The sequence below is a fragment of the Phormidesmis sp. 146-12 genome, from assembly GCF_052939495.1.
This window is the reverse complement of record NZ_JBJPHS010000038.1, coordinates 16,657-40,860: the sequence shown is the minus strand read 5'-3', so window position 1 is coordinate 40,860 and position 24,204 is coordinate 16,657. Positions and strand designations below refer to the sequence as shown.

General features: G+C 48.0%; 21 protein-coding genes. 15 read left to right on the top strand and 6 right to left on the bottom strand.

All coding sequences use genetic code 11. The annotated features are described in order from the left end of the window. The first annotated feature begins 155 nt into the window (after positions 1-155). The 3 genes from ACKFKF_RS17085 to fumC all read left to right on the top strand — a co-directional run bounded on the left by ACKFKF_RS17085 (position 156) and on the right by fumC (position 5,979). Positions 156-2,255 carry a S8 family serine peptidase gene (locus tag ACKFKF_RS17085; protein ID WP_446868784.1) on the top strand — a complete coding sequence of 700 codons (2,100 nt, stop codon included), beginning with the start codon at positions 156-158 and terminating at the stop codon, positions 2,253-2,255. 82 nt (positions 2,256-2,337) lie between these two features. After that, complete coding sequence (locus ACKFKF_RS17080) at positions 2,338-4,518, top strand: caspase, EACC1-associated type (RefSeq protein ID WP_446868782.1); 2,181 nt, start codon at positions 2,338-2,340, stop codon at positions 4,516-4,518. Between the two features lie 66 nt (positions 4,519-4,584). Next, the gene (fumC, locus tag ACKFKF_RS17075; protein WP_446868781.1) at positions 4,585-5,979 is read left to right on the top strand and encodes a class II fumarate hydratase; all 1,395 of its coding nucleotides are present in this window, start codon (positions 4,585-4,587) and stop codon (positions 5,977-5,979) included. 121 nt (positions 5,980-6,100) lie between these two features. Here fumC and ACKFKF_RS17070 read toward each other — a convergent pair whose 3' ends face one another. Continuing rightward, the gene (locus ACKFKF_RS17070; protein WP_446868780.1) at positions 6,101-6,370 is read right to left on the bottom strand and encodes a hypothetical protein; all 270 of its coding nucleotides are present in this window, start codon (positions 6,368-6,370) and stop codon (positions 6,101-6,103) included. Between the two features lie 371 nt (positions 6,371-6,741). On the opposite strand from ACKFKF_RS17070, the gene ACKFKF_RS17065 reads away from it, so the two are divergent. From ACKFKF_RS17065 to ACKFKF_RS17040, 6 genes are all read left to right on the top strand, one after another. Next, the gene (locus tag ACKFKF_RS17065; RefSeq protein ID WP_446868779.1) at positions 6,742-7,341 is read left to right on the top strand and encodes a hypothetical protein; all 600 of its coding nucleotides are present in this window, start codon (positions 6,742-6,744) and stop codon (positions 7,339-7,341) included. 59 nt (positions 7,342-7,400) lie between these two features. Further along, positions 7,401-7,658, top strand: coding sequence for an addiction module protein (locus ACKFKF_RS17060; protein ID WP_446868777.1), 258 nt, complete (start codon positions 7,401-7,403; stop codon positions 7,656-7,658). Next, on the top strand, positions 7,621-7,917 hold the full coding sequence (locus ACKFKF_RS17055; protein WP_446858139.1) for a BrnT family toxin: 297 nt from the start codon (positions 7,621-7,623) through the stop codon (positions 7,915-7,917). Before ACKFKF_RS17060 ends, ACKFKF_RS17055 begins: the two co-directional genes overlap by 38 nt. Beyond that, positions 7,904-8,260 carry a hypothetical protein gene (locus ACKFKF_RS17050; RefSeq protein ID WP_446868776.1) on the top strand — a complete coding sequence of 119 codons (357 nt, stop codon included), beginning with the start codon at positions 7,904-7,906 and terminating at the stop codon, positions 8,258-8,260. Before ACKFKF_RS17055 ends, ACKFKF_RS17050 begins: the two co-directional genes overlap by 14 nt. A 48-nt stretch (positions 8,261-8,308) precedes the next feature. Further along, complete coding sequence (locus ACKFKF_RS17045; RefSeq protein WP_446868775.1) at positions 8,309-10,963, top strand: COR domain-containing protein; 2,655 nt, start codon at positions 8,309-8,311, stop codon at positions 10,961-10,963. 103 nt (positions 10,964-11,066) lie between these two features. Beyond that, positions 11,067-13,721 carry an efflux RND transporter permease subunit gene (locus ACKFKF_RS17040; RefSeq protein WP_446868773.1) on the top strand — a complete coding sequence of 885 codons (2,655 nt, stop codon included), beginning with the start codon at positions 11,067-11,069 and terminating at the stop codon, positions 13,719-13,721. A gap of 54 nt (positions 13,722-13,775) precedes the next feature. On the opposite strand, the gene ACKFKF_RS17035 is transcribed toward ACKFKF_RS17040, so the two are convergent. After that, positions 13,776-13,928 (bottom strand): hypothetical protein, encoded by a 153-nt coding sequence (locus tag ACKFKF_RS17035; protein WP_446858143.1) that lies wholly within the window; start codon positions 13,926-13,928, stop codon positions 13,776-13,778. Between the two features lie 37 nt (positions 13,929-13,965). On the opposite strand from ACKFKF_RS17035, the gene ACKFKF_RS17030 reads away from it, so the two are divergent. Together ACKFKF_RS17030 and ACKFKF_RS17025 are read left to right on the top strand one after the other, a co-directional pair. After that, on the top strand, positions 13,966-14,238 hold the full coding sequence (locus ACKFKF_RS17030; RefSeq protein ID WP_446868771.1) for a hypothetical protein: 273 nt from the start codon (positions 13,966-13,968) through the stop codon (positions 14,236-14,238). Next, positions 14,238-14,645, top strand: coding sequence for a type II toxin-antitoxin system VapC family toxin (locus ACKFKF_RS17025; RefSeq protein ID WP_446868770.1), 408 nt, complete (start codon positions 14,238-14,240; stop codon positions 14,643-14,645). Before ACKFKF_RS17030 ends, ACKFKF_RS17025 begins: the two co-directional genes overlap by 1 nt. A 19-nt stretch (positions 14,646-14,664) precedes the next feature. Here ACKFKF_RS17025 and ACKFKF_RS17020 read toward each other — a convergent pair whose 3' ends face one another. The 3 genes from ACKFKF_RS17020 to ACKFKF_RS17010 form a co-directional block, all read right to left on the bottom strand. Next, entirely contained in the window at positions 14,665-14,808 is a 144-nt protein-coding gene (locus tag ACKFKF_RS17020; protein ID WP_446868768.1) for a hypothetical protein, read from the bottom strand. Beyond that, on the bottom strand, positions 14,792-17,143 hold the full coding sequence (locus tag ACKFKF_RS17015) for a CHAT domain-containing protein (RefSeq protein ID WP_446868766.1): 2,352 nt from the start codon (positions 17,141-17,143) through the stop codon (positions 14,792-14,794). Before ACKFKF_RS17015 ends, ACKFKF_RS17020 begins: the two co-directional genes overlap by 17 nt. 232 nt (positions 17,144-17,375) lie before the next feature. Then, positions 17,376-18,368, bottom strand: coding sequence for a hypothetical protein (locus tag ACKFKF_RS17010; RefSeq protein ID WP_446868765.1), 993 nt, complete (start codon positions 18,366-18,368; stop codon positions 17,376-17,378). A gap of 117 nt (positions 18,369-18,485) precedes the next feature. On the opposite strand from ACKFKF_RS17010, the gene ACKFKF_RS17005 reads away from it, so the two are divergent. The 3 genes from ACKFKF_RS17005 (at position 18,486) to ACKFKF_RS16995 (ending at position 22,164) form a co-directional block, all read left to right on the top strand. Beyond that, positions 18,486-19,055: a YIP1 family protein gene (locus ACKFKF_RS17005; protein ID WP_446858148.1), complete on the top strand. Its 570-nt coding sequence runs from the start codon at positions 18,486-18,488 to the stop codon at positions 19,053-19,055. Between the two features lie 39 nt (positions 19,056-19,094). Beyond that, entirely contained in the window at positions 19,095-19,649 is a 555-nt protein-coding gene (gene mug, locus ACKFKF_RS17000; RefSeq protein ID WP_446868763.1) for a G/U mismatch-specific DNA glycosylase, read from the top strand. 301 nt (positions 19,650-19,950) lie between these two features. After that, entirely contained in the window at positions 19,951-22,164 is a 2,214-nt protein-coding gene (locus ACKFKF_RS16995; RefSeq protein WP_446868762.1) for an ATP-binding protein, read from the top strand. 361 nt (positions 22,165-22,525) lie between these two features. Here ACKFKF_RS16995 and ACKFKF_RS16990 read toward each other — a convergent pair whose 3' ends face one another. Then, on the bottom strand, positions 22,526-23,041 hold the full coding sequence (locus ACKFKF_RS16990) for a hypothetical protein (protein WP_446858151.1): 516 nt from the start codon (positions 23,039-23,041) through the stop codon (positions 22,526-22,528). Between the two features lie 110 nt (positions 23,042-23,151). Between ACKFKF_RS16990 and ACKFKF_RS16985 the strand changes: the two genes are divergently transcribed. Then, entirely contained in the window at positions 23,152-23,931 is a 780-nt protein-coding gene (locus ACKFKF_RS16985) for a photosystem II S4 domain protein (protein WP_446868761.1), read from the top strand. The last annotated feature ends 273 nt before the right edge of the window (positions 23,932-24,204 follow it).

Below are 24,204 nucleotides of genomic sequence, written 5' to 3'. Positions count from 1 at the left end.
GGAGGTCTATTGTTTCCCATTTTTGGAAGAGTTTAGAGGGGAGCGCGATCGAGCATTGTGGCACAAGTCCGATAAACTTAAGGTGATTAGTTCCGTAGCCTGTCGTTTGGGCTGCGTAGTCACCAGGCATCAGACGCTTAAAGGAAGGGACTGCTATGACCAATCCACCGATCGAACCTCCCGCAAATGCCAGTGTTGCCGAAGAGAGTCGGGGCAAGATTCTTCAGCGCGGGGGCGAAGAGTTGGTGATCGAAAAGGTGAACGATCGCTTTGCAGTCCAGGCCAAATCTCAGCAACAGGTTGAAGATTTAGCCAAAAACATTCCCGCTGAAATCGATGCCCAAGCCGGCCCGCCGCAGTTGACGGAGTTTGTCGTCAATCCCACTCAAAAAGATCAGGTGTTAAAAGAGGTGCGCGGATCGGATGCGGTCGATTATGCCAGCAATATTTATCAAATTAAAGACAATCCCGGTTCGCGTATTTACCTGACGAATGAGATCACAATTCAATTTGCGCCCTCTGTAAAAGCCGAAACGATTGCAGCGATCGCCACCGAGTTAGGACTGCAACAAGGGAAAGCGATCGCTGGAATTCCCAATACGTTTGTCTTTCAACTGACCACCAACGCGACCGAAAATCCGGTCAAAATTGCCAATCGATTAATCGCCAAAACAGAAGTTCTCACCGCAGAGCCGAATGTGATTGTGCAAAGTCAGGCGCACTATCGTCCCAAAGATCCGCTCTACCCCAAACAATGGCATCTCAACCACACAGGCGGTCAGGAGTTAGCCGCCAATTCTCATGTGTTTGCCGAACAAGCCTGGGAAACCACGCGGGGAAGCCGTTCGATCGTCGTCGCGGTGATGGACGATGGCGTTGATCTAAACCATCCTGACTTTCAAGGAGTCGGCAAAATCGTCGCGCCCAGAAACTTTAAGGAAGACACCTTCCTCCCGCTCCCTGACGAAACGGATGAAAATCACGGGACTTCTTGTGCAGGGGTTGCGGTTGCCGAAGAAAACGGATTTGGCACAGTGGGGGCGGCTCCCGGTTGTGCGCTAATGCCCATCAAAACCACAGGCTTTTTGGATGATGAAACGATCGAGGCGCTGTTTGATTGGGCGGTCACCAAAGGCGCATCGGTCATTTCTTGTAGCTGGGGGCCGAGCGCCGTCTATTACCCGCTTTCACTGCGACAACGAGCTGCGATTACACGCGCTGCAACCGAAGGACGGAATGGGAAAGGATGCGTAATCTTATTCGCTGCGGGGAATGCAAACCGACCAACCAGCGGAACGATCAATGAATCAGGTTGGCAAAACAATGCACTCACTGGAAATACAAAATGGTTAGGCGGATTTACCGTTCATCCTGATGTGATTACCGTGTCTGCTTCGACCAGTTTGGGTAAGAAAGCAGCCTACAGCAATTGGGGGCCAGATGTTTCTATCTGTGGGCCCAGCAACAATGCGCCGCCGGGAGTTGGCTTGCCTGATTTGGGCTATGTCTACACGCCACCAGAGGTCAGAAGTTCGCTGCGAGGATTGGGGGTGTTTACGACCGATCGCACCAACGCAGACGGCTACGATCAAACCAATTTCACCTCTGATTTTGGCGGGACTTCGAGCGCTTGTCCGTTGGTGGCTGGAGTGGCAGCCCTGGTGCTGTCGGCAAATTCTGATCTGACGGCTCAAGAAGTGCGACAAATCCTTCAGCAGACGGCGGATAAAATTGTCGATGCTGACCCCGATCCGCAGTTTGGGTTACGCAAAGGGACTTATGAGGCGGGAGGACGTTCTGATTGGTTTGGGTATGGCAAGGTGAATGCTGCAAAAGCGGTGCAGGCTGCGACTCAGAGACGATCGATGTTGACGGCTTCGACGCGATCGCTTCAGCTTCAAAATACAACCAGCGTCGTGATTCCTGATAACAATGCTCAAGGAATTGTGAGTGTGATTCAAGTCGGTGATACGGCAGCTTTACGAGAAATACAGGTTGCGGTAGACATTGATCACACGTATTTGGGAGATATTTCGGTCACTCTAATCTCACCTGTGGGAACGTCAGTCACACTACAAGGGAGAACGCTGGGACGCAGAACAAAACTACAAACGATCTACACAATGCAAACCACGTCAACGCTGAGAAAGTTTTTAGGACAACAGACTCAGGGACGCTGGCAGTTAAAAATCGTAGATGCAATTCCGAATGATGGCGGAACGCTGAACTGGTGGAAATTGACGATCGGCGTATAGTTGTTGACAAGCGCGAAGCATGAAAGCAACGGTTGACTAGTCGCTATCAGGGAAAGATCAGAAAAAAGTGTAACAAAAGCATATGGCTAAATTTGGGCTACTGATTGGGGTCAGTGAATATGAACCGGGATTAGCCGCCTTGCCCTGCGCCTCCAGAGATGTAGAGGCACTGAGGCAAGTTTTGATCCAACCAGAGATGGGAGGGTTTGCAGCAGTAGATGTCACTGTGCTAATTGATCCGCAACGTCAACAGATGGAGCGAGCCATTTATACGCTGTTTGCCGATCGTCAAAAAGATGATTTGCTGCTGTTCTACTTTTCCGGACACGGCGTAAAGGACGATAGCGGCAAGCTTTACTTAGCCACTCGTGAAACCAGCAAGGATCGTGGCAGACTAATCAAGCCGACCGCCGTTTCTGCAAGTGCGCTGCATGAGAGCATGAACGAGAGTCGCTCGCAGCGACAGGTGATTATTCTAGACTGTTGTTTTAGTGGAGCGATCGCGCAAGGGTTAACCCTCAAAGACGACGGCACGATCGATCTCAAAACTCAGCTAGGCGGGAAGGGACGGGCGATTCTGACCTCTTCTACGTCTACTCAATACTCGTTCGAGCAGGAAGGAGTAGATCTTTCTGTTTATACCCGTTACTTGGTAGAGGGAATTGGCAAGGGAGCGGCAGATCAGGATGAGGATGGTTGGATTTCAGTCGATGAACTGCATGATTATGCGAGTCGCAAAGTGCAGGAAGCAGCTCCAGCCATGACTCCAAAATTCTATCCTGTTGAAGAGGGCTACAGGATTCGCTTGTCAAAAGCACCCATTGGTGATCCAAAGCTGAAATATCGCAAGCAGGTAGAAGAGATTGCCCGTGAAGAGGACGGAGAAATTTCCAGAATTAATCGCAGCTACTTAGACGCATTGCAAATCAGCTTAGGTTTGTCTGCTTTGGAGGGAGGAGTGGTCGAAGCCGAAGTTTTGGCACCTTATGACCAGCATCAGGAAAACCTACAGCGCTATGAGCAGGTTTTGACCGAGGCAGGTGAACAGCATTATCCAATTCGGGAAAGCGATCGCAATGGATTAAAACGCTTACAGCAAGTTTTGAAGCTGAGAGATGAGGATGTTTCACCCATTGAAGAGCAAGTCCTTGCACCAAAACAGAGAGAGTATGAGCGTCAACAACGGGAAGCTGAGAAATTAGAGCGAGAACGAGAACGAGAACGGGAGAGGGAGCAAGTTAGGCAGCAAGAGGAAGAACGACAGCAACAAGAAGCTGAGAGATTATTACACCAGATGGAAGCTGAAAGATCTGCACGCCTTGAATCGGAGAGACAGCAGGAGCAGGAAGCGTCTCAAATTCTCCAAACAAAACAGGCAGAGTCTCAGCAGCAGGCAGAGAGATTACATCAGCGAGAGGTAGAGGAATCTCAAAAGCAACAGGTAGAAGAACCGCGACAAAATGAGCAGACAGTACAACGTCCAACAAAACAGTCATGGACTCAATGGAAAGTTTTTTCATTAGTAGGTGTGGGAGTTGTGGGAGTCGTTGGGGCGTTCAACCTGTTAACCACTCAGAAAAATCCGCCTCAGCCAACCCCTTCACCCTCAAAAGCGGCACAAGCTTCTAGCAAACCAACCGCTCCACAAGATGCCAAAAATCGACAATTTCCGAACCTTCCTCGCTTAGAAGGTAAGGCAACTGTTGTGATGGTTGTGAACGGATCACCGATTACGATCGAAGTGGATGGAGCCAACTCCCCAATCGCAGCCGGGAATTTCGTCGATCTGGTTCAACGAGGTGTCTACAACGGATTATCGTTTCATAGGGTGGTTCGAGAGCCGCAGCCTTTTGTGGTTCAGGGGGGTGATCCTCAGAGCAAAAATCCAAAGTTTCCATTAGAGCAGTTGGGAACGGGGGGCTTTATTGATCCGAAAACATCGCAAGAGCGACACATTCCTTTAGAAATTAAGCCTGAAAATGCAAGTCAACTCGTTTATAACAAGCCACTTGAGCAGCCTGCAAGCCCTGTGCTGAAGCATACTCGTGGGGCAGTTGGAGTAGCACGGACATCGGTACTTGACTCGGCATCTTCACAGTTCTACTTCGCACTCTCTGATCTCAGCAGCTTCTTAGATGGACAATATTCAGTTTTTGGCTACGTCACGAAGGGAATGGACGTGGTTGATAAGATTCAACAGGGCGATCGTATTGAATCAGCTAAGGTCACTCAGGGTTTAGAGAATTTAAAGCCAGGAAAATAATCTTTCTAAACTCTAGTGCTTAAATTTAGTGCTTAGTTGTGTAATTAGGGGTGAGGAATGAATCGAATGGCAAGTGGAACTCGGAATGAGACGGATAGTATGGGGTCGATCGCTGTGCCAAACGATCGCTATTGGGGAGCACAGACGCAGCGTTCTTTGATGTATTTTGCGATCGGTCAGGATGTCATGCCGAGGGAGTTGATTCGGGCGTTTGGCATTCTCAAAAAGGCGGCGGCGATCGTGAATCATGATTTAGACAAACTGGCTCAAGAGCAGGTCGATTTGATCGCGCAAGCAGCCGACGAAGTGATCGCAGGGAAATTGGACGATCATTTTCCATTGAGCATTTGGCAGACGGGCAGCGGCACTCAGACAAATATGAACGCCAATGAGGTGATTTCTAATCGAGCGATCGAGCTTGCTGGTGGTGAACTGGGTAGTAAAAAACCGATTCATCCCAATGATCACGTTAATATATCTCAATCTTCTAACGATACGTTCCCCACAGCGATGCATATTGCGGCAGTGGAGACGATCACTCAGCGATTAATTCCGATGATCGTCAAATTGCGAGATGCGTTGTTAGATAAATCACAGGCGTATGATGACATCGTTAAAATTGGGCGAACTCACTTAATGGATGCCGTTCCGTTGACATTGGGGCAGGAATTTTCTGGATATGTGGCGCAGTTAAATCAAGCAATTCGACGCATCGAAGCAAACTTGCCTGAACTGTATGAACTGGCGATCGGAGGCACCGCCGTCGGCACTGGGTTGAATACTCATCCTGAGTTTGCAGCGCGATCAGCAGCAGAAATCGCGAAACTCACCCACTTACCCTTTGTTAGCGCCCCCAATAAGTTTGCGGTCTTAGCGGGACATGATGCGATCGTATCCACCAGTGGCGCACTCAAAACGTTAGCCTGTGCCTTGATGAAGATCGCCAACGACTTGCGCTGGATGGGGTCTGGGCCGCGCTGTGGACTGGGCGAATTGATTCTCCCTGCGAACGAACCCGGTTCCTCAATTATGCCGGGAAAGGTGAATCCGACACAGTGCGAAGCGATGACGATGGTGTGTGTGCAAGTGTTAGGAAATGATGCCACCATTGGATTCGCAGGCAGTCAAGGAAATTTTGAGCTAAATGTATTCAAGCCTGTCTTAATTCATAACCTTTTGCATTCTGTTCGCATTCTTTGTGATGCTTGTTCTTCGTTCACCGATCACATGATTGTGGGTATCGAACCGAATCGCGATCGCATTGCTCAGTTTCTCAACGATTCATTAATGCTAGTGACTGCATTGAATCCCAAAATTGGCTACGACAAAGCGGCCCAAGTCGCCAAAAAAGCCTATCAAGAGAATTCTACGTTGCGCGAAGCTTGTATTGCACTAGAGTTTTTGACGGGTGAGGAGTTCGATCGCTTTGTGCGCCCCGAAGAGATGACCCACCCGTCGTAAAACAATGTGAATTTGATGAAACCTTTCGCTGCGGTTGTTAATCTAGACAGCCCCCTAAATCCCCCACGAGTGAGGGACTTTGACTTTTAGAACTCTCATCGGAGACAGATGAGAAAACTATTCATCCCTCATCCCTCATCCTTCTCTTTGACAACACACTCATCACCTCTTGCGAATTGGGAATCGGTAAAGGACGACTCCAAGTAGCCGCTTCTGCAAATCCCCTAGCGTGTAAGTTGCGAATCGTGTCGCTCAAGCCGTCGGGAGAACTAATTAACAACATCAAAACGCGCTCCCAGGCAGGGTCGTAGTCGTAGGGATTGGGGCAAATCAAAGCAGCCCGTTGCGAAGCAGTTCCCTTCGGGTAACCGAGCAGTGATTCAGGGTTCATTGCAATTACTCCTAAAAATGGGGAATCGGGCGATCGCTCAAAATTGCTTTGGAAACGATCGCCCAGACCCAAGACTTGATCGCCCCGCACACATTACAAATCAGGGCAACTTGAGGAGTGGTAAAATACTCCGTTAGCCGCCAGACTGGGTAAATCAGTTTGGGAGGTTAGCTGTCCGGGATTGCTGGTTACAGTCTCGGATAGCGTCAGCGAATAGGCTTTGGGTCGGTTTAGGGCTACTTAATCTCTTCAGAAAAGTAACCTTAATTTGTGAGAATACACGGATTAGCTGCGGCCGTCAAGCGGATGATTTGAACTTGTTACAGAGCAATCAACGATAATAGAAATACTCAATTATTGAATCAACTGCGATGGCTTACAGCGATTTTACCCTGAGAAAAGCCAAAGAAGAACTCAATCTTACTCTCATTGAAGGTGGGCGGTTTTTGCCAAAAGTTGACCCGATCGCTCCCAGTTCATATCTGGTCGAGTTTATGCAGGAAAGTTTGCCATTAGCAGTTGCAACAGGGTCAGAAAAGGCACGATCGGAGCTAATCATTAGCCCTGTTTTGGTGGAAGTCAGGCGAATCCTCGATCGACAGGTGAGCGTTTTTTCGGGAGAAGATTTCACAGTTGCACCCGAAATTGGGCTGAGTGGCACCTGTGATTTTTTGCTGAGTCAATCGTCTGAACAAATGCTAATCGAGGCTCCTGTGTTAGTGATTGTGGAGGCGAAAAAAGGAGATTTGAAAATTGGAATCGGACAATGTATTGCAGAAATGGTTGCGGCTCAACGCTTTAATGCAGCCAAAAATCGCGGGGTTCCAACAATCTATGGAAGTATCACCAGCGGCACACTTTGGAGGTTTCTCAAACTAGAAGAACAGACGATCACGGCTGACTTGACCGAGTATTCGTTGCCCCCGATCGACCAGATCTTAGCCATGCTGGTCTGTATGATGAAGTCATAAATAGGTATGTCTGACAGCGCACGTTAGACTACAAGTAAAATTCAGGAGGTTGTGGGGTCATGAAGTCGATCAAAGAACTCACCGAAGAACTCTTATCTCTACCCAGTGCATCCAGAGCGCTTTTGGCTGAGAAGCTGGTAGAAAGCTTAGAATTTGACACTGATTTGGCAATTCAAACCGCGTGGATTTTGGAGGCAAAGCGGCGACGGGATGAAGTCAGAAATGGAAGCGTTCAAACCATTGCGGGAGAAGATGCTCTGGCGCAGGTAAGGCAAGATCATGAACGTCAGTTACACTTTACACAAGATTCAATTTGAATGGGACAGCAATAAAGCATCGTCAAACTTCATCAAACACAGGGTTAATTTTGAGACAGCTTGCGAAACATTTTTTGATCCGTTTCTACAAGTCGAAGACGCTGGCTACATTGATGGTGAGGAGCGAGAAGCTGTCATAGGAGTCACTGTAGATTGGCGCTTGCTTTATGTGGTGTATGTCCTTCGAGAAGATATAATTCGGCTCATTTCTGCACGGTTGGCAACTAACTCAGAGAGAATTCGCTATGAAGATCAATGATTTGAAGCAGCGATTGAGACAGGATCGCCCAATGATGACGATTCAGTTGAGTGTTCCAGAGGATGTTGTGGAAGATTTACAGCGCATTGCACCTCAGCTTGGCTTTTCTGGCTATGAACCTCTGATTCGAGCTTACATCGGGCAGGGTTTACGGGCGGATCTTGAGCGTTTTGATCAAGATTCTGAGCTATCGAATTTGGTTGAGAGTTTGCGGCGGCATGGCGTGAGCGATGAGGTGATTGCTACGGCTGTTGCTGAAGCAAAGGGCAAGATAGACGCAGCTAAAGTTTCGATCGTGACAACGCCTCCTCACAGCGATCGCCCTTCAGATTTACAGAGATAATTGGGGAGAGCGATCGTCTCAAAATTTACACCCTCCCTCCTCCTCAAGATGACTAGCCAGGAACCTGTAGAGTACGAGACTCCTCATAGCATTCTGGAAAAGATCCAGGAAGCAAAGGACGAACAACTTAAAGAATTAAACTTAGCAGATGTTTGGAATGACGAAAGTCAGAAGCTATCTCAGATTCCGGTTGAAGTTTTTGAATTAAAGCAATTAGAGGTATTGAATCTATCCGGGCATAAAATCACAGTCATTCCTGATGCAATTACCCAACTTGAAAACTTAATAAAACTGGATTTATCAGACAATGAAATCGCGGTGGTTCCGGCTACGATTGCTCAACTTAAAAATTTAGCAAGACTTAATTTATTCAATAATCGGATCACAGTGATTCCGGATGCGATCACTCAACTTCAAAACTTAACAGAACTGTATTTAGCTTACAATCAAATCACGGTGATCCCAGGTGTAATCTCTCAACTTCAAAACCTAGTAGAGTTAGATTTGTACGGGAACAAAATTACGGTTGCCCCTAATACAATCACGCAACTCCAAAATTTGACAGAACTAGATTTAGCTGAGAATCCTCTTGAGTATCCACCTCTAGAAATCGCAGATTTGGGACTCGAGGCAATTAGAGAGTATTTTCGGCAACAGGAAGAAGAAGGAATCGATCGCCTCTACGAAGCCAAACTTCTAATCATTGGCGAAGGCGGAGCAGGAAAAACATCTCTTGCTAAAAAGATTGAGAATTCTAACTATCAGCTTGTTTCTAGAGAGCCATCGACTGAAGGAATTGAAGTGATTCAATGGCGCTTTCCGATGGAGAACGGTAAAGATTTTCGCGTCAATATTTGGGACTTTGGCGGACAAGAAATCTATCATTCAACGCATCAATTTTTTCTTACCAAACGATCGCTCTATCTATTGGTTAGCGACGATCGTAAAGAAGACACCGATTTCCATTATTGGCTCAACATTGTCGAACTTCTCAGCGAAAACAGTCCTTTGCTGATCATCAAAAACGAGAAGCACGATCGACACCGCGAAATCAACGAATCTGCTCTACGAGGACAGTTTACCAATCTCGAAAAAACCTTAGCGACCAATCTCGCGACCAATCGAGGTCTGGATGACATTCTCAAAGAAATCAAACACCAGATCGCTCATTTACCGCACATCGGAACCGCATTGCCCAAAACCTGGGTGAGAGTTCGGGAGGCGCTGGAGAGAGACGATCGTGCCCACATTAGCCTCGACGAATATCTCAAAATTTGCACAGAAAACGGCTTCAAAAAGCGCGAAGATGCCCTACAACTCAGTGGCTATCTGCATGATTTGGGGGTCTGTCTCCACTTTCAAGACGACGATCTGTTAACCGAAACCGTCATTCTCAAACCCAAGTGGGGCACTGATGCCGTTTACAAAGTTCTGGATAGCGAGATTGTGATGGGGAAACTGGGGAGGTTCGATCGCGCCGATCTCTCAGCCATCTGGCACGAACCCACCTACGCCCACATGCGCGGCAAACTGCTGCAAGTTATGATCAAGTTTCGGCTATGCTATCAGATTCCCAACCGCAACGAATATATTGCACCGCAATTACTCACAGTCAATCAGCCTGACTATCACTGGGATGAATCCAACAATCTAATTCTGAGATACACCTACGAATTTATGCCTAAAGGCATTCTCACACAGTTCATCGTATCAATGCACCAATGGCTCGACGAACAGAAATATGTCTGGCGCAGTGGCGTGATTCTTCAGCAAGACAACGCTAAAGCAGAAGTCATCGAAAATTATGGCAAACGCGAAATTAAGATTCGAGTGATTGGTAAAGACAAAAAGCGATTAATGGATATCGTCACTTATGAAATCGATAAAATTCACGCAACTTACAAACGATTAAAATACCAAAAACTCATTCCCTGCAATTGTAAGGGATGCAAAAATCAACAAGATCTCTATTTTTATCCATTAGAAACGCTACGCCGATTTATCGACAATCAGCAGCGCGAAATCCAGTGTCAGAAGAACTTCGACATGGTGAACGTTCTCGGTTTGATCGACGACATCATGGATCGCACCAAACTCTCCAGAGATCCCAGAGATATCGATTACAAAACGCCTCGCGAGATTGCACCCACCCAAGAAGTCTTCATCTCCTACGCCTGGGGCGGCGAAAGTGAGGAAATTGTCAATCAAGTCGATCGCGCCTTCCAGCAAAAAGGGATCACGATCGTTCGCGACAAACGAGATCTAGAATTCAAAGGCAGCATCACCCAATTTATGCAGCGCATCGGTCGCGGAAAATGTGTAATCGTCGTGATCAGCCAAAAATATCTCAAGTCCGAAAACTGCATGTTTGAACTGGTGGAAATCGCTGCAAACCAGTCATTCAAAAATCGTATCTTTCCAATTGTTCTCGACGATGCCAAAATCTACAAGCCTCTCGATCGCATCCAATATCTCCAACACTGGGAACAAGAAAAACAATCTCTAGACGAAGCAATGAAAAGTGTGGGTTCTGAATATTTGCAAGGCTTTCGAGAATCGATCGACCTCTACACCAAAATCAGAATGACGATCGCTGACCTCACCAACACGCTCAAAGACATGAACACCCTGACCGCCAAAATTCACACCGAATCGGGATTTGAGGAACTGTTTGAGGCGGTCGATCGTAAGTTAAACGAATGAACATCCCCCTAACTCAGTCGTTAAAATAGCTCAAACGGCCTGTTGCTTACAGTAGTCTGATAAAGCACTGCGATCGCCGCATCTCACCCCTCAAAAACTCACTATGGCACCTCGCAACCAACCTGTCCGGGAGCGCTTCAACATTTCGCGGTGGGCAATTTCTGCCCCGTGGTTGACGCTGGGCTTCTGGATTGCCGTCACCGTCGCCGGAATTTTGGCATTCAGTTCGCTCAAATATGCGCTGTTTCCAGACATTGCCTTCCCGGTCGTGGTGGTGAATGCGACTGCCCCCCTGTCTACGGCGGTTGAAACCGAACGCCAACTGACTGAGCCGATCGAAGCCTCCCTAAAATCCCTTAAAGGTTTAAATCAGGTCAACGCTTCAACCTATGCCAGTCGATCGGTGGTCAGCATTTCGTTTCAGGTGGGCACCAGTTTAGAAGACTCGACTCGGCTGGTCAAAGAAGCCGTTGAAAAGGTGAGCTTGCCTAAAGATGGGAAGTTTGAAGCGATCGCGCTCAATCTCAACGAATCAGCCGCCGTCAGCTACGCCATTGAGAGTCAGTCTCGCAGTCTCGATGACTTAAAAAAATTAGCCAATGATCAGATTCTTCCTCCGATTCAGAAGATTCCTGGCGTTCTCAAAGTTTCACTACTGGGGCAAGGAAACGCAGCGATCGCAGGATCTCCCATTCCTCAAACGGCGGGAACATTGGCCCGATTTAATGGACAAAATGTGTTGGCATTCCAGGTGATCAAAAGTGGATCGGCGAATACTCTAGAAGTCGTGGATGCCGTCGAAATAGAAGTGGCGCGACTTCAGTCCGACTTATCAGATGTGAAACTGGTTTTGGCCGCCACTCAAGCCGACTACATTCGCAAAGCCAATCGATCGACGATCGATGCTCTCATCGAAGCGATCGTGCTTGCGGTCGTTGTAATTTTTCCTTTTCTCAAAAGCTGGAAGGCAACGCTGATCTCGGCGCTAGCCATTCCCATTTCGCTATTGGGGACGTTTATTGTTATGGCAATACTTGGCTTTAACCTCGAAACGATCACGTTGCTGGCGCTGGCGTTGGTGATTGGAAGCGTCGTGGATGATGCGATCGTCGATGTCGAAAATATCAGCCGTCATATTGATGCTGGAGAATCCCCTCGGCAAGCCGCCTTGTCAGCTACCAGCGAAATTGGGCTTCCTGTGACAGCGGCCACCTTAACAGCCGTAGCGGTCTTTTTGCCGATCGGACTGATGGGCGGCGTGATTGGTCAATTTTTTAAGCCGTTTGGCATTACGGTGACGGCCGCCATGCTGATCTCGATGCTGGTCGCTCGGACACTGACCCCAGTTCTCTCACTCTATTTGCTCAGAGCCAACCCCAACCGATCGCCCGATCACACCAGCGGACTCTGGAACAGATTTGCCGCCGCCTATCGCCGCTTACTAGACTGGTCACTGCGTCACCGAGCGATCGTCGTGGGCATTGCGATTCTTAGTCTGGTGGCGGGTGTGGCGCTGATTCCCCTGATTCCCCAGGGGTTTATTCCTAAGCTCGATCGCGGCGAGTTTAATATTCGGTATACGTCACCGCTGCCCAATCCACAAACCGCGCAAAATCCTGGAGTCGCGCCAGGAATCACAGACGCTAATCAGCCTGCCTCTCCGCCTTTGGTTCTGCCCAATCCGCTGCAAGATTCGCTCAAAGTGGCTACTCAGATTGAATCTGTGATCAGACAGTCGCCCGAAGTGGATAGCGTGTTGACGATCGTCGGGTCGCGTGAAGGTCAGCCCAACAAGGGCATTTTGCAAGTGAAGCTAAAGCCCAACCATTCCATCCCGACTGCCCAGCTACAAGACCAGTTTCGAGCCTCGTTGCCTAGACTAGACGGCGTGACGACCAGTGTAGAAGACATTCCGTTTGTGGAGGCGGGCAACCAAAAACCCTTGCAGTTGGCGATTCGGGGCGACGATGTGAAAGTGCTGTCTCAGACGGCAAACGAGATCAAAACTAAAGTGCAGACGTTACCTGGATTTGCAGATGTCACCGTCTCAGGCAGTCGCCAAGAGCAAGACACGATCGCCGCCATCGATCGCAAAAATGGTCAGCGAGTTGCCTATGTGAGCGCCAATTTGGGCAAAGATTTGTCCCTGGGAGAGGCTACTGAGCGCATAGTGGCTGAGGCAAAGCTGCTGCTTCCTGAGGGAGTGACGATCGCGCTAGGGGGAGATTCAGCAACCAGTAGTGAAATTTTTCAGAGCTTTGGCACGACGCTAGCGCTGTCTGCTTTGTGTATCGTTGTCGTGTTGGTGGCGCTGTTTCGTAGCTGGCTTGATCCGCTTGTGGTGGGCTTTTCGCTGCCGCTGGCGCTGGTGGGTGCAATGCTGGCGTTGTTGTTAACTCGAAGTGACTTTGGCATGATTTCGCTGATTGGCTTTGTCTTCTTATTGGGCTTGACCAACAAAAATGCGATTCTGATCGTCGATTACATCAATCAGCTTCGACAAGAAGGACTCGCGCGCACAGAAGCCATTCTCAAAGCTGGCCCGATTCGTCTGCGACCGATTTTGATGACGACGGCTGCAACGATTTTGGGCATGGTGCCGATCGCGCTAGGTCTGGGGGCTGGATCAGAATTGCGCTCTCCGATGGCAGTGGCGATCGCGGGTGGGCTTGTCACGTCAACGCTACTGAGCTTGATTGTGGTGCCTGTGCTGTATGCCTTGTTTGACGACTTAAAGTTTAGAAGAAAGAAAAGCTAGTCGTTTATCAAGACTCTTTTTGTAACCCTCGGTAGACAATATCGATCGCGGGTTCTATTTTGCGTTCTGAACGTCCTTCCAGGTTTCACCTAAATGGGCGGCACAGCGATCGCGATCGTCCTTCAGGTCTGGGCTGTAGAGCAGATAGTTTTTGAGGCGTTGGCAGGCGCGGCGCAGGAGGCTGTCGAGTTCAACGATTAGCGGCATAATTGAGTGACCCGTTGAATCTTTGAGGAAAGTGGTTATGACCGCGGCAGAAAGAATCTATGAGTTAGTCAAAAGGATGCCGGATGAACAGGTGCGCGAGGTTCTGGCATGGGTTGAGACTTTAAGCGTGAATCATAATTTGCAGACTCAGCCGCGATCTGCTTCAGCAGATATTACTTTGAGAACGAAGCACATTTCAATCGGAACGTTAACGGGGTTGCGGGGAATGGCAAAGCCGCGTGAGCGTACTCCAACCGACGAAGAAGTGCGCGAGGAATATACAGACTATTTGGTGAACAAGTATCAGTGATGAGGATTTTGATTGATACGAATATTGTTTTGGATGTGTTGCTCGATCGCGTTCCGTTTGTGGAAGAGGGAGTTACTTTGTTTGAGATGGTTGAGCGACAGCAAGTTCAGGGATATATTGCTGCAACAACAGTGACGAATGTGTTTTACATTGTCAGGAAAGCGCAGGGTCAAGATACTGCGTTGGATGCAGTGCATCGAATTTTGACAGCATTAGAGCTTTGCCCAATAGACCGTGCGGTGATTGAGCAAGCGATCGAGAGCGGATTGAAAGATTTTGAGGATGGAGTTCAGTTGGCTTGTGCCCAACTTGATCAGATGGATGCACTTATCACTCGCGATCGCAATGATTTTTCAGGTGTAGCCTTGCCAATTTGGTCGATCGCTGAGTTGAGAGTGCGACTGTAGTTCCTACCACAATTCACAATCACTTTTGGGTTCGCTCTCCTTCCCAATTGTCGCCTAGATGGGCAGCACAGCGATCGCGATCGTCTTGCAGTTCTGGGCTGTAGAGCAAATAATTCTTAGCTTTCTTCCCTTTAGATCCCAGATCTTTACCAGGGATTGCCAATAATTGTAAAGCTTGCCCAGTAGTAGGGATGAGATCGCTTTGTAGGCTTTTCTGGCGATGGTCTAGCACCAGCTTTCACCAGGCTCCTATTTTGTTCAATCATCGGACTCTTCAACATTGCGATTTGTGCTTGTCGTAAGGCCTCCGATCTAGTGGGAGCGACTCGCAACTGCTTATAGAACTCAGTCATTAGTTCCGCTGTTGCAAAATCCTCAACATTCCACAGGCTTGCCAGAATGGACTTTACACCTGCCTTTATTGCAAGTCCTGCAAAGCCGAACTTAAACTTCGATTCCTGGTCTCCTATTCCAGTTTCACAGGCACTTAGAACTAATAATTCTACAGATGGGTCGTACCAACCTAACTGGTCTAGCTGATTTAGTCTAAGTTTGGTATCCCAGAACTGAATAAAAGACTTATCAAGTTCTTTAAGTGTAAAGTTCGCGTGAGTTGCAAGATGAATAATTTTGAATGGGTATTTCTGACGCTGCAACTTTAAATTCTGGAGCGTAACCTCCTCATTCAGAAAACTCTTTCCTGAGCGGAGCTTCATAATTTGAGCCACTTCGGTCGCGACACCTGGTAACGCTGTTAAATCTGGTGTCACTTGCTTTGATATTCCCATAACCAGAACTGGAGCATCTCTGAGGTTAACAGGATGGGTATCGGTTAACGAAAAACCAGGCATCATTCCAACACTATATTTTTCAACTAAAAATTTTTGGCCATCATGAAGAGCTGCAATCGGCATGGCGCGGAAGCTAGAGTCTGCTAGAAAAACTAAGTTGTTGATGCCTTGTTTTTGTAACTCTTCTTCTAATGGTTTAATCAACCACGTGTAAAGTTTTTGAGAGGAAACTAGGTAGTTTCTTGATCTAGGGTTTAAAACACTTCTACGAAACTCAAAAACAACTTTCATTACTTCTGAGCGATTTGATTGGGGAACTTGCCACCGAAGTGGCGGCCCTGCGGCAGTAATCAGCAGCAATCCTAAGGGGTCATCTTCACTGGAACGATCACCCTGCTTAGAAGAAATAAAACTGACATAAACAATGGCAGGCTTTTGCCCTGTTTGTTGTGCAATCCTGGCTGGGACATCTCCCACGCCTTCAGTAAGGGCTTGTTGTGAAAGATTGATTTGATTCTGAGCTTGTTTGAGGTCAACATCTAGCTTCTGTAGTGCTGTCACTTTCTGTTGAACTTCAGCCGTCGCGACATTTACCGCTCCCTTGGCTTCTCGCAACCTGCCTTCTGCAATGTTAACCTCTTCATTTGCTATCTGTCGTTTCAGTTCCGCCTCTGCTGTTTGTTGCTTTGCCGCTTGCGTCTGTTGTCCTGCTGCTGCTACCTTGCGCTGGGCTTCGAGACTTTGCTGCTTAGACTCAGCTTGCACCTTCGCCTGCTCTGCCTTTGCTCGATCGACATCTGTTTGTGCCCGCTTCACCTTCGTTTCTGCTAGTTTGACGCGAGCGACGGCCGACTTAAGCTGTTGATCGGCGCGTTGAGTAATCCCCTGTGCCCGTCGTTCTGCGTCCGTTACTTTCTGATTGGCTGCCTGTTCAGTTTTTTGAGCGTTCTCTCTCGTCGATCGGGCATCGCTACGTTCTTTAAATGCCCAGCTTCCCGCGATTCCTGCTCCCATCAAGGCCACCCCAAACACCGCCGAAGCGATCGCTGCTCGTCGTTTGGCATCCTGCACCAGCTTTTCTGCCTTTTGTCCTGCCTCGATCAAAATTTGCGTTGCTTCTTCTGTCGTCCGGCTGGCACGAATGTATTCTCGCTGTAGTTCAGTCGGCACAGGTGTTTTTTGCTCACCAGTCGCTAACCACTGCTCTGCAAACTTAAGATCATCACCTCTGAGAACGAAGCTCTCATTTCGCACCTGGTTTTCCCATTCCACCGCCCGTTCGGTCAACCGCGTATGCGATCGCACATACTCCAAATCCGTTTCGATCGCCGTAATCAAATCAGCAAAGCCACGATCGAACTCATCCGTCTCGCGAAAAAACAGCCAATTGTACTTCGACAACATCGGATGCACTTGGGCTGCCTCAAAACCTTCGCGATGAACGATCGGCACCAATCGCTTATTGTGCTTGACTGCGTGATCGATCTCCTGACGACAAACATCAGACACCACCGAATCAGGACTAATCACAAACACAAAGGTGTTGGTGCCTTCGATGCCTCGCTCGATCTCCTGCCACCAATCAGCCGTCAGAGGAATCGCCTGCCAATCCACCCAGATTTCTCGCTGTTGTGCTCTCAGTGAGTCATGCAGCGTTTGCACAAAAGCTTTATCTTTCCGAGAATAAGAGAGAAAAACGTCAGTCATGCAAACAGATCCAGGATTTCATCCGATGCACATAAAATAGCAATCGAATGATTCAGTCTCCGTAAAACTAAGGAAGTCTTATGAATCGAGTGTGAAGTGCCTCTGTGCGATCGCGCCTCTTCAACTCACCCAAAAATTCCAAAATCTGTCAAATATAAACTTCCGCGCAAAATGCTTGACGACACTGGAGTCACAATCATGGTGGACAATTTTGTTTCCCAAAAAATTGAGCCTACTTGTTGTTAGACCAGATGGGCAACTGATTGACTTTTTGTAGCGTCAGATCGACATAGGTCGTCCGATCGTGGGCCATCGCTTGCCCAAAATAGCCCTGAGCGCCATCGTGCGTATGATTGCCGCTGTCCAAACTGGTAAAGCGTCCCTGTTGACGAGCTTGATTAAACGGAGACTGGATCGCCCACGGCCAGCGAGACGCAAACACCACACGAGGAATGTCATCCACCCAATCGCGATCGCCCTGCAAGTGATACACCCGCTGCGCCGACTCAAACCCCGCCTCACCATCAAACGCACCCCCCGCCGAAACCACCGCTAACTCAGGCTTAATCCACTCGTTTAAATAAGGCACCGCCCCCAGCGCCACCTGCACCCCGCCACTCGTCCCAATCAAAACCACCCGAATCGGCTGACCAGACTGCGAAATCGGGTGAACGGCATTCATACGATCAACGATCGCCGCCGCAATTCCCTGGTTATAAACGGGAGCATAGCGATCGTCCGCAGAAATCGCAAAGCGCCACAAATTCCGAATCTTGATCAAAACATCAGCATTCTTAAACCAGCCTTCTCCTTTTTGGGCAGCTTGCCAGAAGGGAGCCAAAAACCTTTGCCCGGCCAGATCTTGATTTGCCGCAGAATAAGGAAACACATCGCGCACCGTCACACAATTAGGATGAGCCTTTTGCAAGCGATCGAGAAAATATTCCTCCCCCGCACTCAACTCATTGGCCGACGAATCTCCCACCCCCGGTAGATAGACGATGTAGCAGTTAACAATCTTCTGAGTTGCACGAGCAACCGTGGCAGGCAGCTTTTTGGTTTCACGCCTTAAGCCCAGACCTTCGACTCCTTGATTGAGCCACCAGACCAGCGTTCCGATCGGAGCCACCGTCCCCCAAATCAACAGCAGCCCGCCTGCTAAGAAAAACAGCTTCAACGTTTCACCTCGGAGGCGCGATAAAATTCGTTCGATCAGCGACAGCATTTAGTCTCAATAAGGTATGGTTATTTTGGAATTGGCGCAGCAGTTTCGACATCTGTTGCATCAGATCATAGCTCGATCGACCTGTCATCTATCGCCAGTTGTAGGACTGTAACCCCTGTGAGTCGTCAGCCTGCTAGAGAAGGAGTTTGGACAACCTTAATCAAAGCGCTCTCACTGAACGCTGATTTTTATGAGAACGCTCACAACACGCCCAAAACTCATCGTTTAGCATTGACGATTGTATTACTCGCTGCGTTCTCTCACGTATTGGGGACGATGGTCATTTTAATCATCAACCGAGCGACTTTTCCTATATTACCAATTGCGCTTTTTTTAAGTGGTTTGAGTGTTGTAGCAGGCTATTATTTTTGGACATTTACCATTCTCAAAGTTGGTCAGTGGTTGAAACCGATCGACCCCACGTATGGCGATTTACTTGGCCCGATCGGGTTTGCTTATGCGCCTCAAGTGCTCAACTTTTTGACGCTGGTTCCGTTGTTGGGGCGACCGATCGAGTTTATTTTGGCCGTCTGGAGTTTGCTGGCAGTCATTGTGGCTGTGCGACAGGGGTTGGATATTAGAACTCGTCAGGCAGCCTTGATCAGTCTGGTGGGGTTTCCCTTAATCCAGGTGGCGATCGGTTTTGTGCAAGTTTTTACTCAAGAACTGGTCGAGTGGATGGCTTAGAGAAGACGGCTTAGAAAGACGATTTAGAAAGGATTAATTGTGCATAAACCCACGAAAGATGAGATTCGAGCGGCGAGCGGAAAAACCGTTCCAGATATCATTGCGCCCGATTTGCAGATTCTCTTTTGTGGCATCAATCCCAGCCTTTACAGCGTTGTCGTCGGTCATCACTTTGCCCGTCCGGGAAACCGCTTCTGGAAAGCACTTCATTTAGCAGGCTTCACCGATCGCATTCTCTCGCCCTCTGAAGATCAAGACTTATTAAATTTGGGGTTGGGTATTACGAATATTGTCGATCGGGCCACCGCCAGAGCTGATGAATTAGACCCCTCAGAGTTACTACTTGGTCATCAAAACCTGGCCAAAAAGATCCAAACTTATCGCCCCAAATGTCTGGCCGTTTTGGGAATTAGCGCCTATCGAACGGCCTTTTCTCAACCCAAATCAAAAATTGGACGACAGGAAAATGGCTTTGAGAGTACGATTGTCTGGGTGCTGCCCAATCCCAGTGGCTTAAATGCTCACTATCAAATAGATGGATTGGCACGAGTCTATCGAGAACTGTGGCTTGCAATCAGGGAAGCAGGACTTTAGACCGGAGACTTTAGAGCTTTAAACCAACGTGAATTCGATGAAATCTTTCGCTGTGGTTAATCCAGGCAGCCCTCTAAATTTCCCACGAGTGAGGGACTTTGAACCCAAAATCTTGTCTGAAAGTCCCCAAAAATTGGGGGTTGGGGGGCAGAAGCGTTGAAGAACGAAGCAAAAAAACTTCATCGAATTCACGTTAAACCGGAGACTTTACAGACCTACCCAATGTCCAATTTACTCAACCGTTGACCTTGATCTCCGAAGGGGCATTCTAGAGACTAAACGTTTTCCAGGTGTAGGAATAGTGTCACACCCCCGTACACAAAAGTCCGTTCCGCTGCGTCTTATTTTGGTCGTTCCGTTGATTGTGCAAAATTTGACTGCGGTGGTGCTGACGGGCTACTTCTCAGTGCAAAACGGGCAAAAAGCTATCAATCAATTGGTCACAGACTTAGAGAGTGAGATTAGCGATCGCGTCGATCAACACCTGGATACTTACTTAACCAGCCCCAATCAAGTCAATCAGATGAATTTGCGAGCCATTGAACTCGGTCTGGTTGACTTAAAAAATCTTCCGCAATTGGGTCAATATTTTTGCGAACAAATGCAGGTTAACCCAAATTTTAGCTACATCAACTTCGCCAGCTCGATCGGGGAATTTATAGGCATTGAGCGAACGACAACTGGCAAGTTATTGCTAAATGAAACGCTAAAAAGTGATCTAAAAAAACTGGAAGTTTATGAAGTCGATCGTCAGGGAAATCGTACCAAACTTCAAAAAGTTTCTCGCGATCCGGCTGACCTTGAGGTTGAGGACTGGTATACCGATACTGCTAAAGCAAAGCGCCCAATCTGGAGCCAAATCTATCAGTGGGTTGACCAGCCAAACATTCTGTCAATCTCCTCAAGCTATCCTGTTTATGATGTCAAAAAAAGACTTTTAGGAGTCATTGGCATCGATTTGACACTCTCCCAAATTGATCAGTTTCTGCGTCAGTTGAGAATTGGTTCTTCGGGTCGTACCTTTATTTTGGAGCGCGATGGCAATCTGGTTGCAAGCTCTAGTCAACAACCCAGTTATAAAGTGGTTAAAGGTGAAGCTCAGAGGTTGTCTGCCTTTCAAAGTCAAGATCCAACTATTCGATCGACAACTCAAAGTTTGATTCAGCGTTTTGGTAGTTTGAAATCCATTCAAGATGAACAGCAGTTTAGTCTCGATATTAATGGACAAAAAACCTTTCTCAAAGTAAGCGTTTGGCAAGATGATTTAGGTTTAGATTGGCTGATCGTCGTCACTGTTCCAGAATCTGACTTTACAGAGCAAATTAATGAAAATGCTCAAATTACTTTTTTGTTGTGTGTAGTCGCTTCAGCGATCGCCACCCTCTTAGGAGCCGGAACTTCGCGCTGGATTGAGCGATCGATTCGTCACTTAAATCAAGCTTCTCAGTCCGTTTCTGATGGCCACTATGAAGCGATCGCAGAACCAGGAATCCGAGAATTGGGAACCTTGACGCGATCGTTTAACCGCATGACCGAGCAGCTAAAAACCTCGTTTGAAACCTTAGAAAAAACCAACGCCGAACTAGAAGATCGAGTCGATGAACGCACCGAACGGCTGTCAAGCACCCTCCATAGTCTACAAAAAGCTCAGGCTCAAATGATCCAAACTGAAAAGATGTCTAGCCTGGGACAAATGGTGGCAGGAGTCGCCCACGAGATTAATAATCCAGTCTGTTTTATCTACGGCAATTTGACTTATGCCAATGAATATATTTATGAGTTATTAACTATTTTGCAGCTTTATCAAAAGCATTATCCAAACCCTAATAATGAGATTCAAGAACAGTTATTAGACAGCGATTTTGAATTCATTGTAGAAGACTTGAGACGACTGTTTAAGTCGATGCAAGATGGAGCCGATCGCATTCAAGCCATTGTTCTGAGTTTACGAAATTTCTCACGACTTGACGAATCTCAAATCAAACTCGTTGACCTGCACGAAGGGCTAGAAAGTACCTTACTGCTACTTCAACATCGTCTCAAAACAACGGTTAGCCGCAGCCAAATTAGCGTGAGCAAAACCTATGGCGATCTCCCCAAAGTCGAGTGTTATCCAGGGCACCTCAATCAAGTATTTATGAGTATTCTCAACAACGCGATCGATGCCCTAGAAGACAGTATGAAAGTAATACTCAAAGAAGCAAAAGAAATCGCATCGTTGGGAACTTCTGACACGTTTCTACCTACTATTTGGATCGAGACAAAAGTCGTCAACTCTAATTGGATCATGATTCGCATCTGGGACAACGCCAACGGCATGACTCCAGAAACCCTCTCCAAAATGTTTGACCCTTTCTTTACGACCAAAGCGATCGGCAAAGGCACAGGACTAGGCTTATCCATCAGTTACCAAATCGTCGTCACCCAACACAACGGCAACTTGAGCGGTCGATCTGAACTGGGAAAAGGCAGCGAATTTGCGATCGAAATCCCCATAAAACAAGTGCGAGTGTAGGCATCTTTTGAGATTTAAGGAGATTTCCTTTAATAAAACGTCAATAAAGCGTCAGTTCGATGAACGCTTCGCTTGCAGATCCGAGAACGCCCCCTAAATCTCCCACGAGCAGGAGACTTTGAACCGGAATTCTTCTCTTAAAGTCCCCCAAAATTGGGGGGTTGGGGGGCAGAAGCCGTGAACAACGAAGCGAAAAAGTTTCATCGAATTCACGTTAGTAAATCTACCCGGCTGTCTCCATTGAGAGTTCTGAAAGTCCCCCAGAATTGGCGGATTTAGGAGGCTTTCCAAGGTTGGTAACTTCTTTGCTAGAAATCTCCTAAGCGGGCATTTGGTAACGGTTTTTCGCTTCGCTATCCAATTACACATCGCTTGAGTAAAAGTAGCCCTGCAAGTTTTCGGGATCAAACCGTCTCAAAATCGTTGTGGCTTTGCGCGTCAGGGCATCCGACCCCTTAACGACGACCAGATATTTGCCTGCATTCAGCCGATTTCGATACGGTAAAGCATCTCCACCGCCAACAATCAGCCCCACGCCTCCACCGATAAACAGACTCCCCATTCCCCCGGCCAGCGCGCCCAAAACACCCCCGATCGCTTGATTGCCAAACTCACCCGCCCAGGGAAAGGTATCTAGCTTAGTGATCAAGTTAAAGCAAAATCCCGCCACAAACCCAAAAGGCATCAGCCACGCCGCCATCAACTTCGACTGTTTTCGCGCCTGCTCATTGGGATCGATCAAGCCATATTCATCGGCACTCTTATAGCCTCTGCCCAAAATCGACACACTCTCCATCGGCAGCCCGTCCCGCTCCAGAGCCGAGTATGCTTCTTCTGCCTGAATGCGATCGCCCAACACTGCCACTAGATAATTCATAAGTCCCCTGTCCTTTATCGATCGTCACCTGTAGAAATAGTATCCAACGAGTGATGACCCTGCCTGGAGAACAGTCGGTAGAATAAAGATTCTTTTGAAGTATTGTCTCTATGTTGCCAAGAGAAGATTTGCTCAAGGGTGTCGAAAATCGAGACTGTGTTGCACGGGTGATTGACCAGGCAGAACAAGCCGTCAAAACCTGGGAAGTCGTCATGACCGATTTTTTGTCACCTCCCGAACTGGCCGAAGTTCAGCAAGCTTTTGGGCGCTTGTCAGACGTGCAGATGGTGGCCTGGGGGGGCTATCCTCAAGCAGAACGGCAGCGTCTTGCGATCGCCCGCTCCGAATTACCGCTAGACCCCTCCCAGGTCGAAGTCGCACCCCTGAGCATTGCGGGTAATTTTTTGTTTGACCCGGCCAGCCATCGAGACTTTTTGGGGGCGCTTTTAGGAACGGGGATCGTACGCGAAAAAGTCGGAGACATTCTCGTACTCGGAGAGCGAGGCGCTCAAGCGATCGTTGTCAAAGAGCTAGTCGATTTTTTGCAGGCTAGTCTGACTCAGGTGCGATCGGTGCCCGTCAAAACGCAGCCCATTCCTTTAGAAGAGCTAAAGATTCGGGAGCCAAAGAAAAAAGAACTGACGACAGTGGAGGCTTCGATGCGGCTGGATGCGGTCGCCTCGGCGGGCTTTGGCATGTCGCGCAGCAAAATGGCCGAGATGATTTCGGCGGGAGATGTGCGCGTCAACTGGAAAGAAACAACTTCAACGAGCTACACCGTCAAGCCTGGGGATCTGATCGCCATCCGGGGCAAGGGTCGAGTCGAAGTGGGCGAAGTCATGGTTACCAAAAAAGACCGCTACCGAGTGCAATTAACGCGATTTGTCTAGTTCAGAAGCCTTTGTTACGGAGTCTTGCTATCTTGAGCGCCTCTGTGATTTTACAGATTTTTTTGGGCAATATATAAACAAGGGGCTACGTTTTGTCGGTTCAGTTCTGTTAACTCAGTGTTAAAACGGTGTTAAAACTACCAGGTGTTGTGTGGGAACTTGACCGAAGCATCAAGCGTTTGAGTTATAGGGCAGAAAAAAAGTAGTCTGTAGTTGGCTTACGTTCAATCAGGTTTGGCGATCGCTCAGTCGGGAATGCTCTACTTCGTTTTA

Bases quoted from the DNA above. Each gene is read 5' to 3' on its own strand.
- ACKFKF_RS17085 (WP_446868784.1), top strand. From the start codon at position 156: ATGACCAATCCACCGATCGAACCTCCCGCAAATGCCAGTGTTGCCGAA.
- ACKFKF_RS17080 (WP_446868782.1), top strand. From the start codon at position 2,338: ATGGCTAAATTTGGGCTACTGATTGGGGTCAGTGAATATGAACCGGGA.
- fumC (WP_446868781.1), top strand. From the start codon at position 4,585: ATGGCAAGTGGAACTCGGAATGAGACGGATAGTATGGGGTCGATCGCT.
- ACKFKF_RS17070 (WP_446868780.1), bottom strand. From the start codon at position 6,370: ATGAACCCTGAATCACTGCTCGGTTACCCGAAGGGAACTGCTTCGCAA.
- ACKFKF_RS17065 (WP_446868779.1), top strand. From the start codon at position 6,742: ATGGCTTACAGCGATTTTACCCTGAGAAAAGCCAAAGAAGAACTCAAT.
- ACKFKF_RS17060 (WP_446868777.1), top strand. From the start codon at position 7,401: ATGAAGTCGATCAAAGAACTCACCGAAGAACTCTTATCTCTACCCAGT.
- ACKFKF_RS17055 (WP_446858139.1), top strand. From the start codon at position 7,621: ATGAACGTCAGTTACACTTTACACAAGATTCAATTTGAATGGGACAGC.
- ACKFKF_RS17050 (WP_446868776.1), top strand. From the start codon at position 7,904: ATGAAGATCAATGATTTGAAGCAGCGATTGAGACAGGATCGCCCAATG.
- ACKFKF_RS17045 (WP_446868775.1), top strand. From the start codon at position 8,309: ATGACTAGCCAGGAACCTGTAGAGTACGAGACTCCTCATAGCATTCTG.
- ACKFKF_RS17040 (WP_446868773.1), top strand. From the start codon at position 11,067: ATGGCACCTCGCAACCAACCTGTCCGGGAGCGCTTCAACATTTCGCGG.
- ACKFKF_RS17035 (WP_446858143.1), bottom strand. From the start codon at position 13,928: ATGCCGCTAATCGTTGAACTCGACAGCCTCCTGCGCCGCGCCTGCCAA.
- ACKFKF_RS17030 (WP_446868771.1), top strand. From the start codon at position 13,966: ATGACCGCGGCAGAAAGAATCTATGAGTTAGTCAAAAGGATGCCGGAT.
- ACKFKF_RS17025 (WP_446868770.1), top strand. From the start codon at position 14,238: ATGAGGATTTTGATTGATACGAATATTGTTTTGGATGTGTTGCTCGAT.
- ACKFKF_RS17015 (WP_446868766.1), bottom strand. From the start codon at position 17,143: ATGACTGACGTTTTTCTCTCTTATTCTCGGAAAGATAAAGCTTTTGTG.
- ACKFKF_RS17010 (WP_446868765.1), bottom strand. From the start codon at position 18,368: ATGCTGTCGCTGATCGAACGAATTTTATCGCGCCTCCGAGGTGAAACG.
- ACKFKF_RS16990 (WP_446858151.1), bottom strand. From the start codon at position 23,041: ATGAATTATCTAGTGGCAGTGTTGGGCGATCGCATTCAGGCAGAAGAA.
- ACKFKF_RS16985 (WP_446868761.1), top strand. From the start codon at position 23,152: ATGTTGCCAAGAGAAGATTTGCTCAAGGGTGTCGAAAATCGAGACTGT.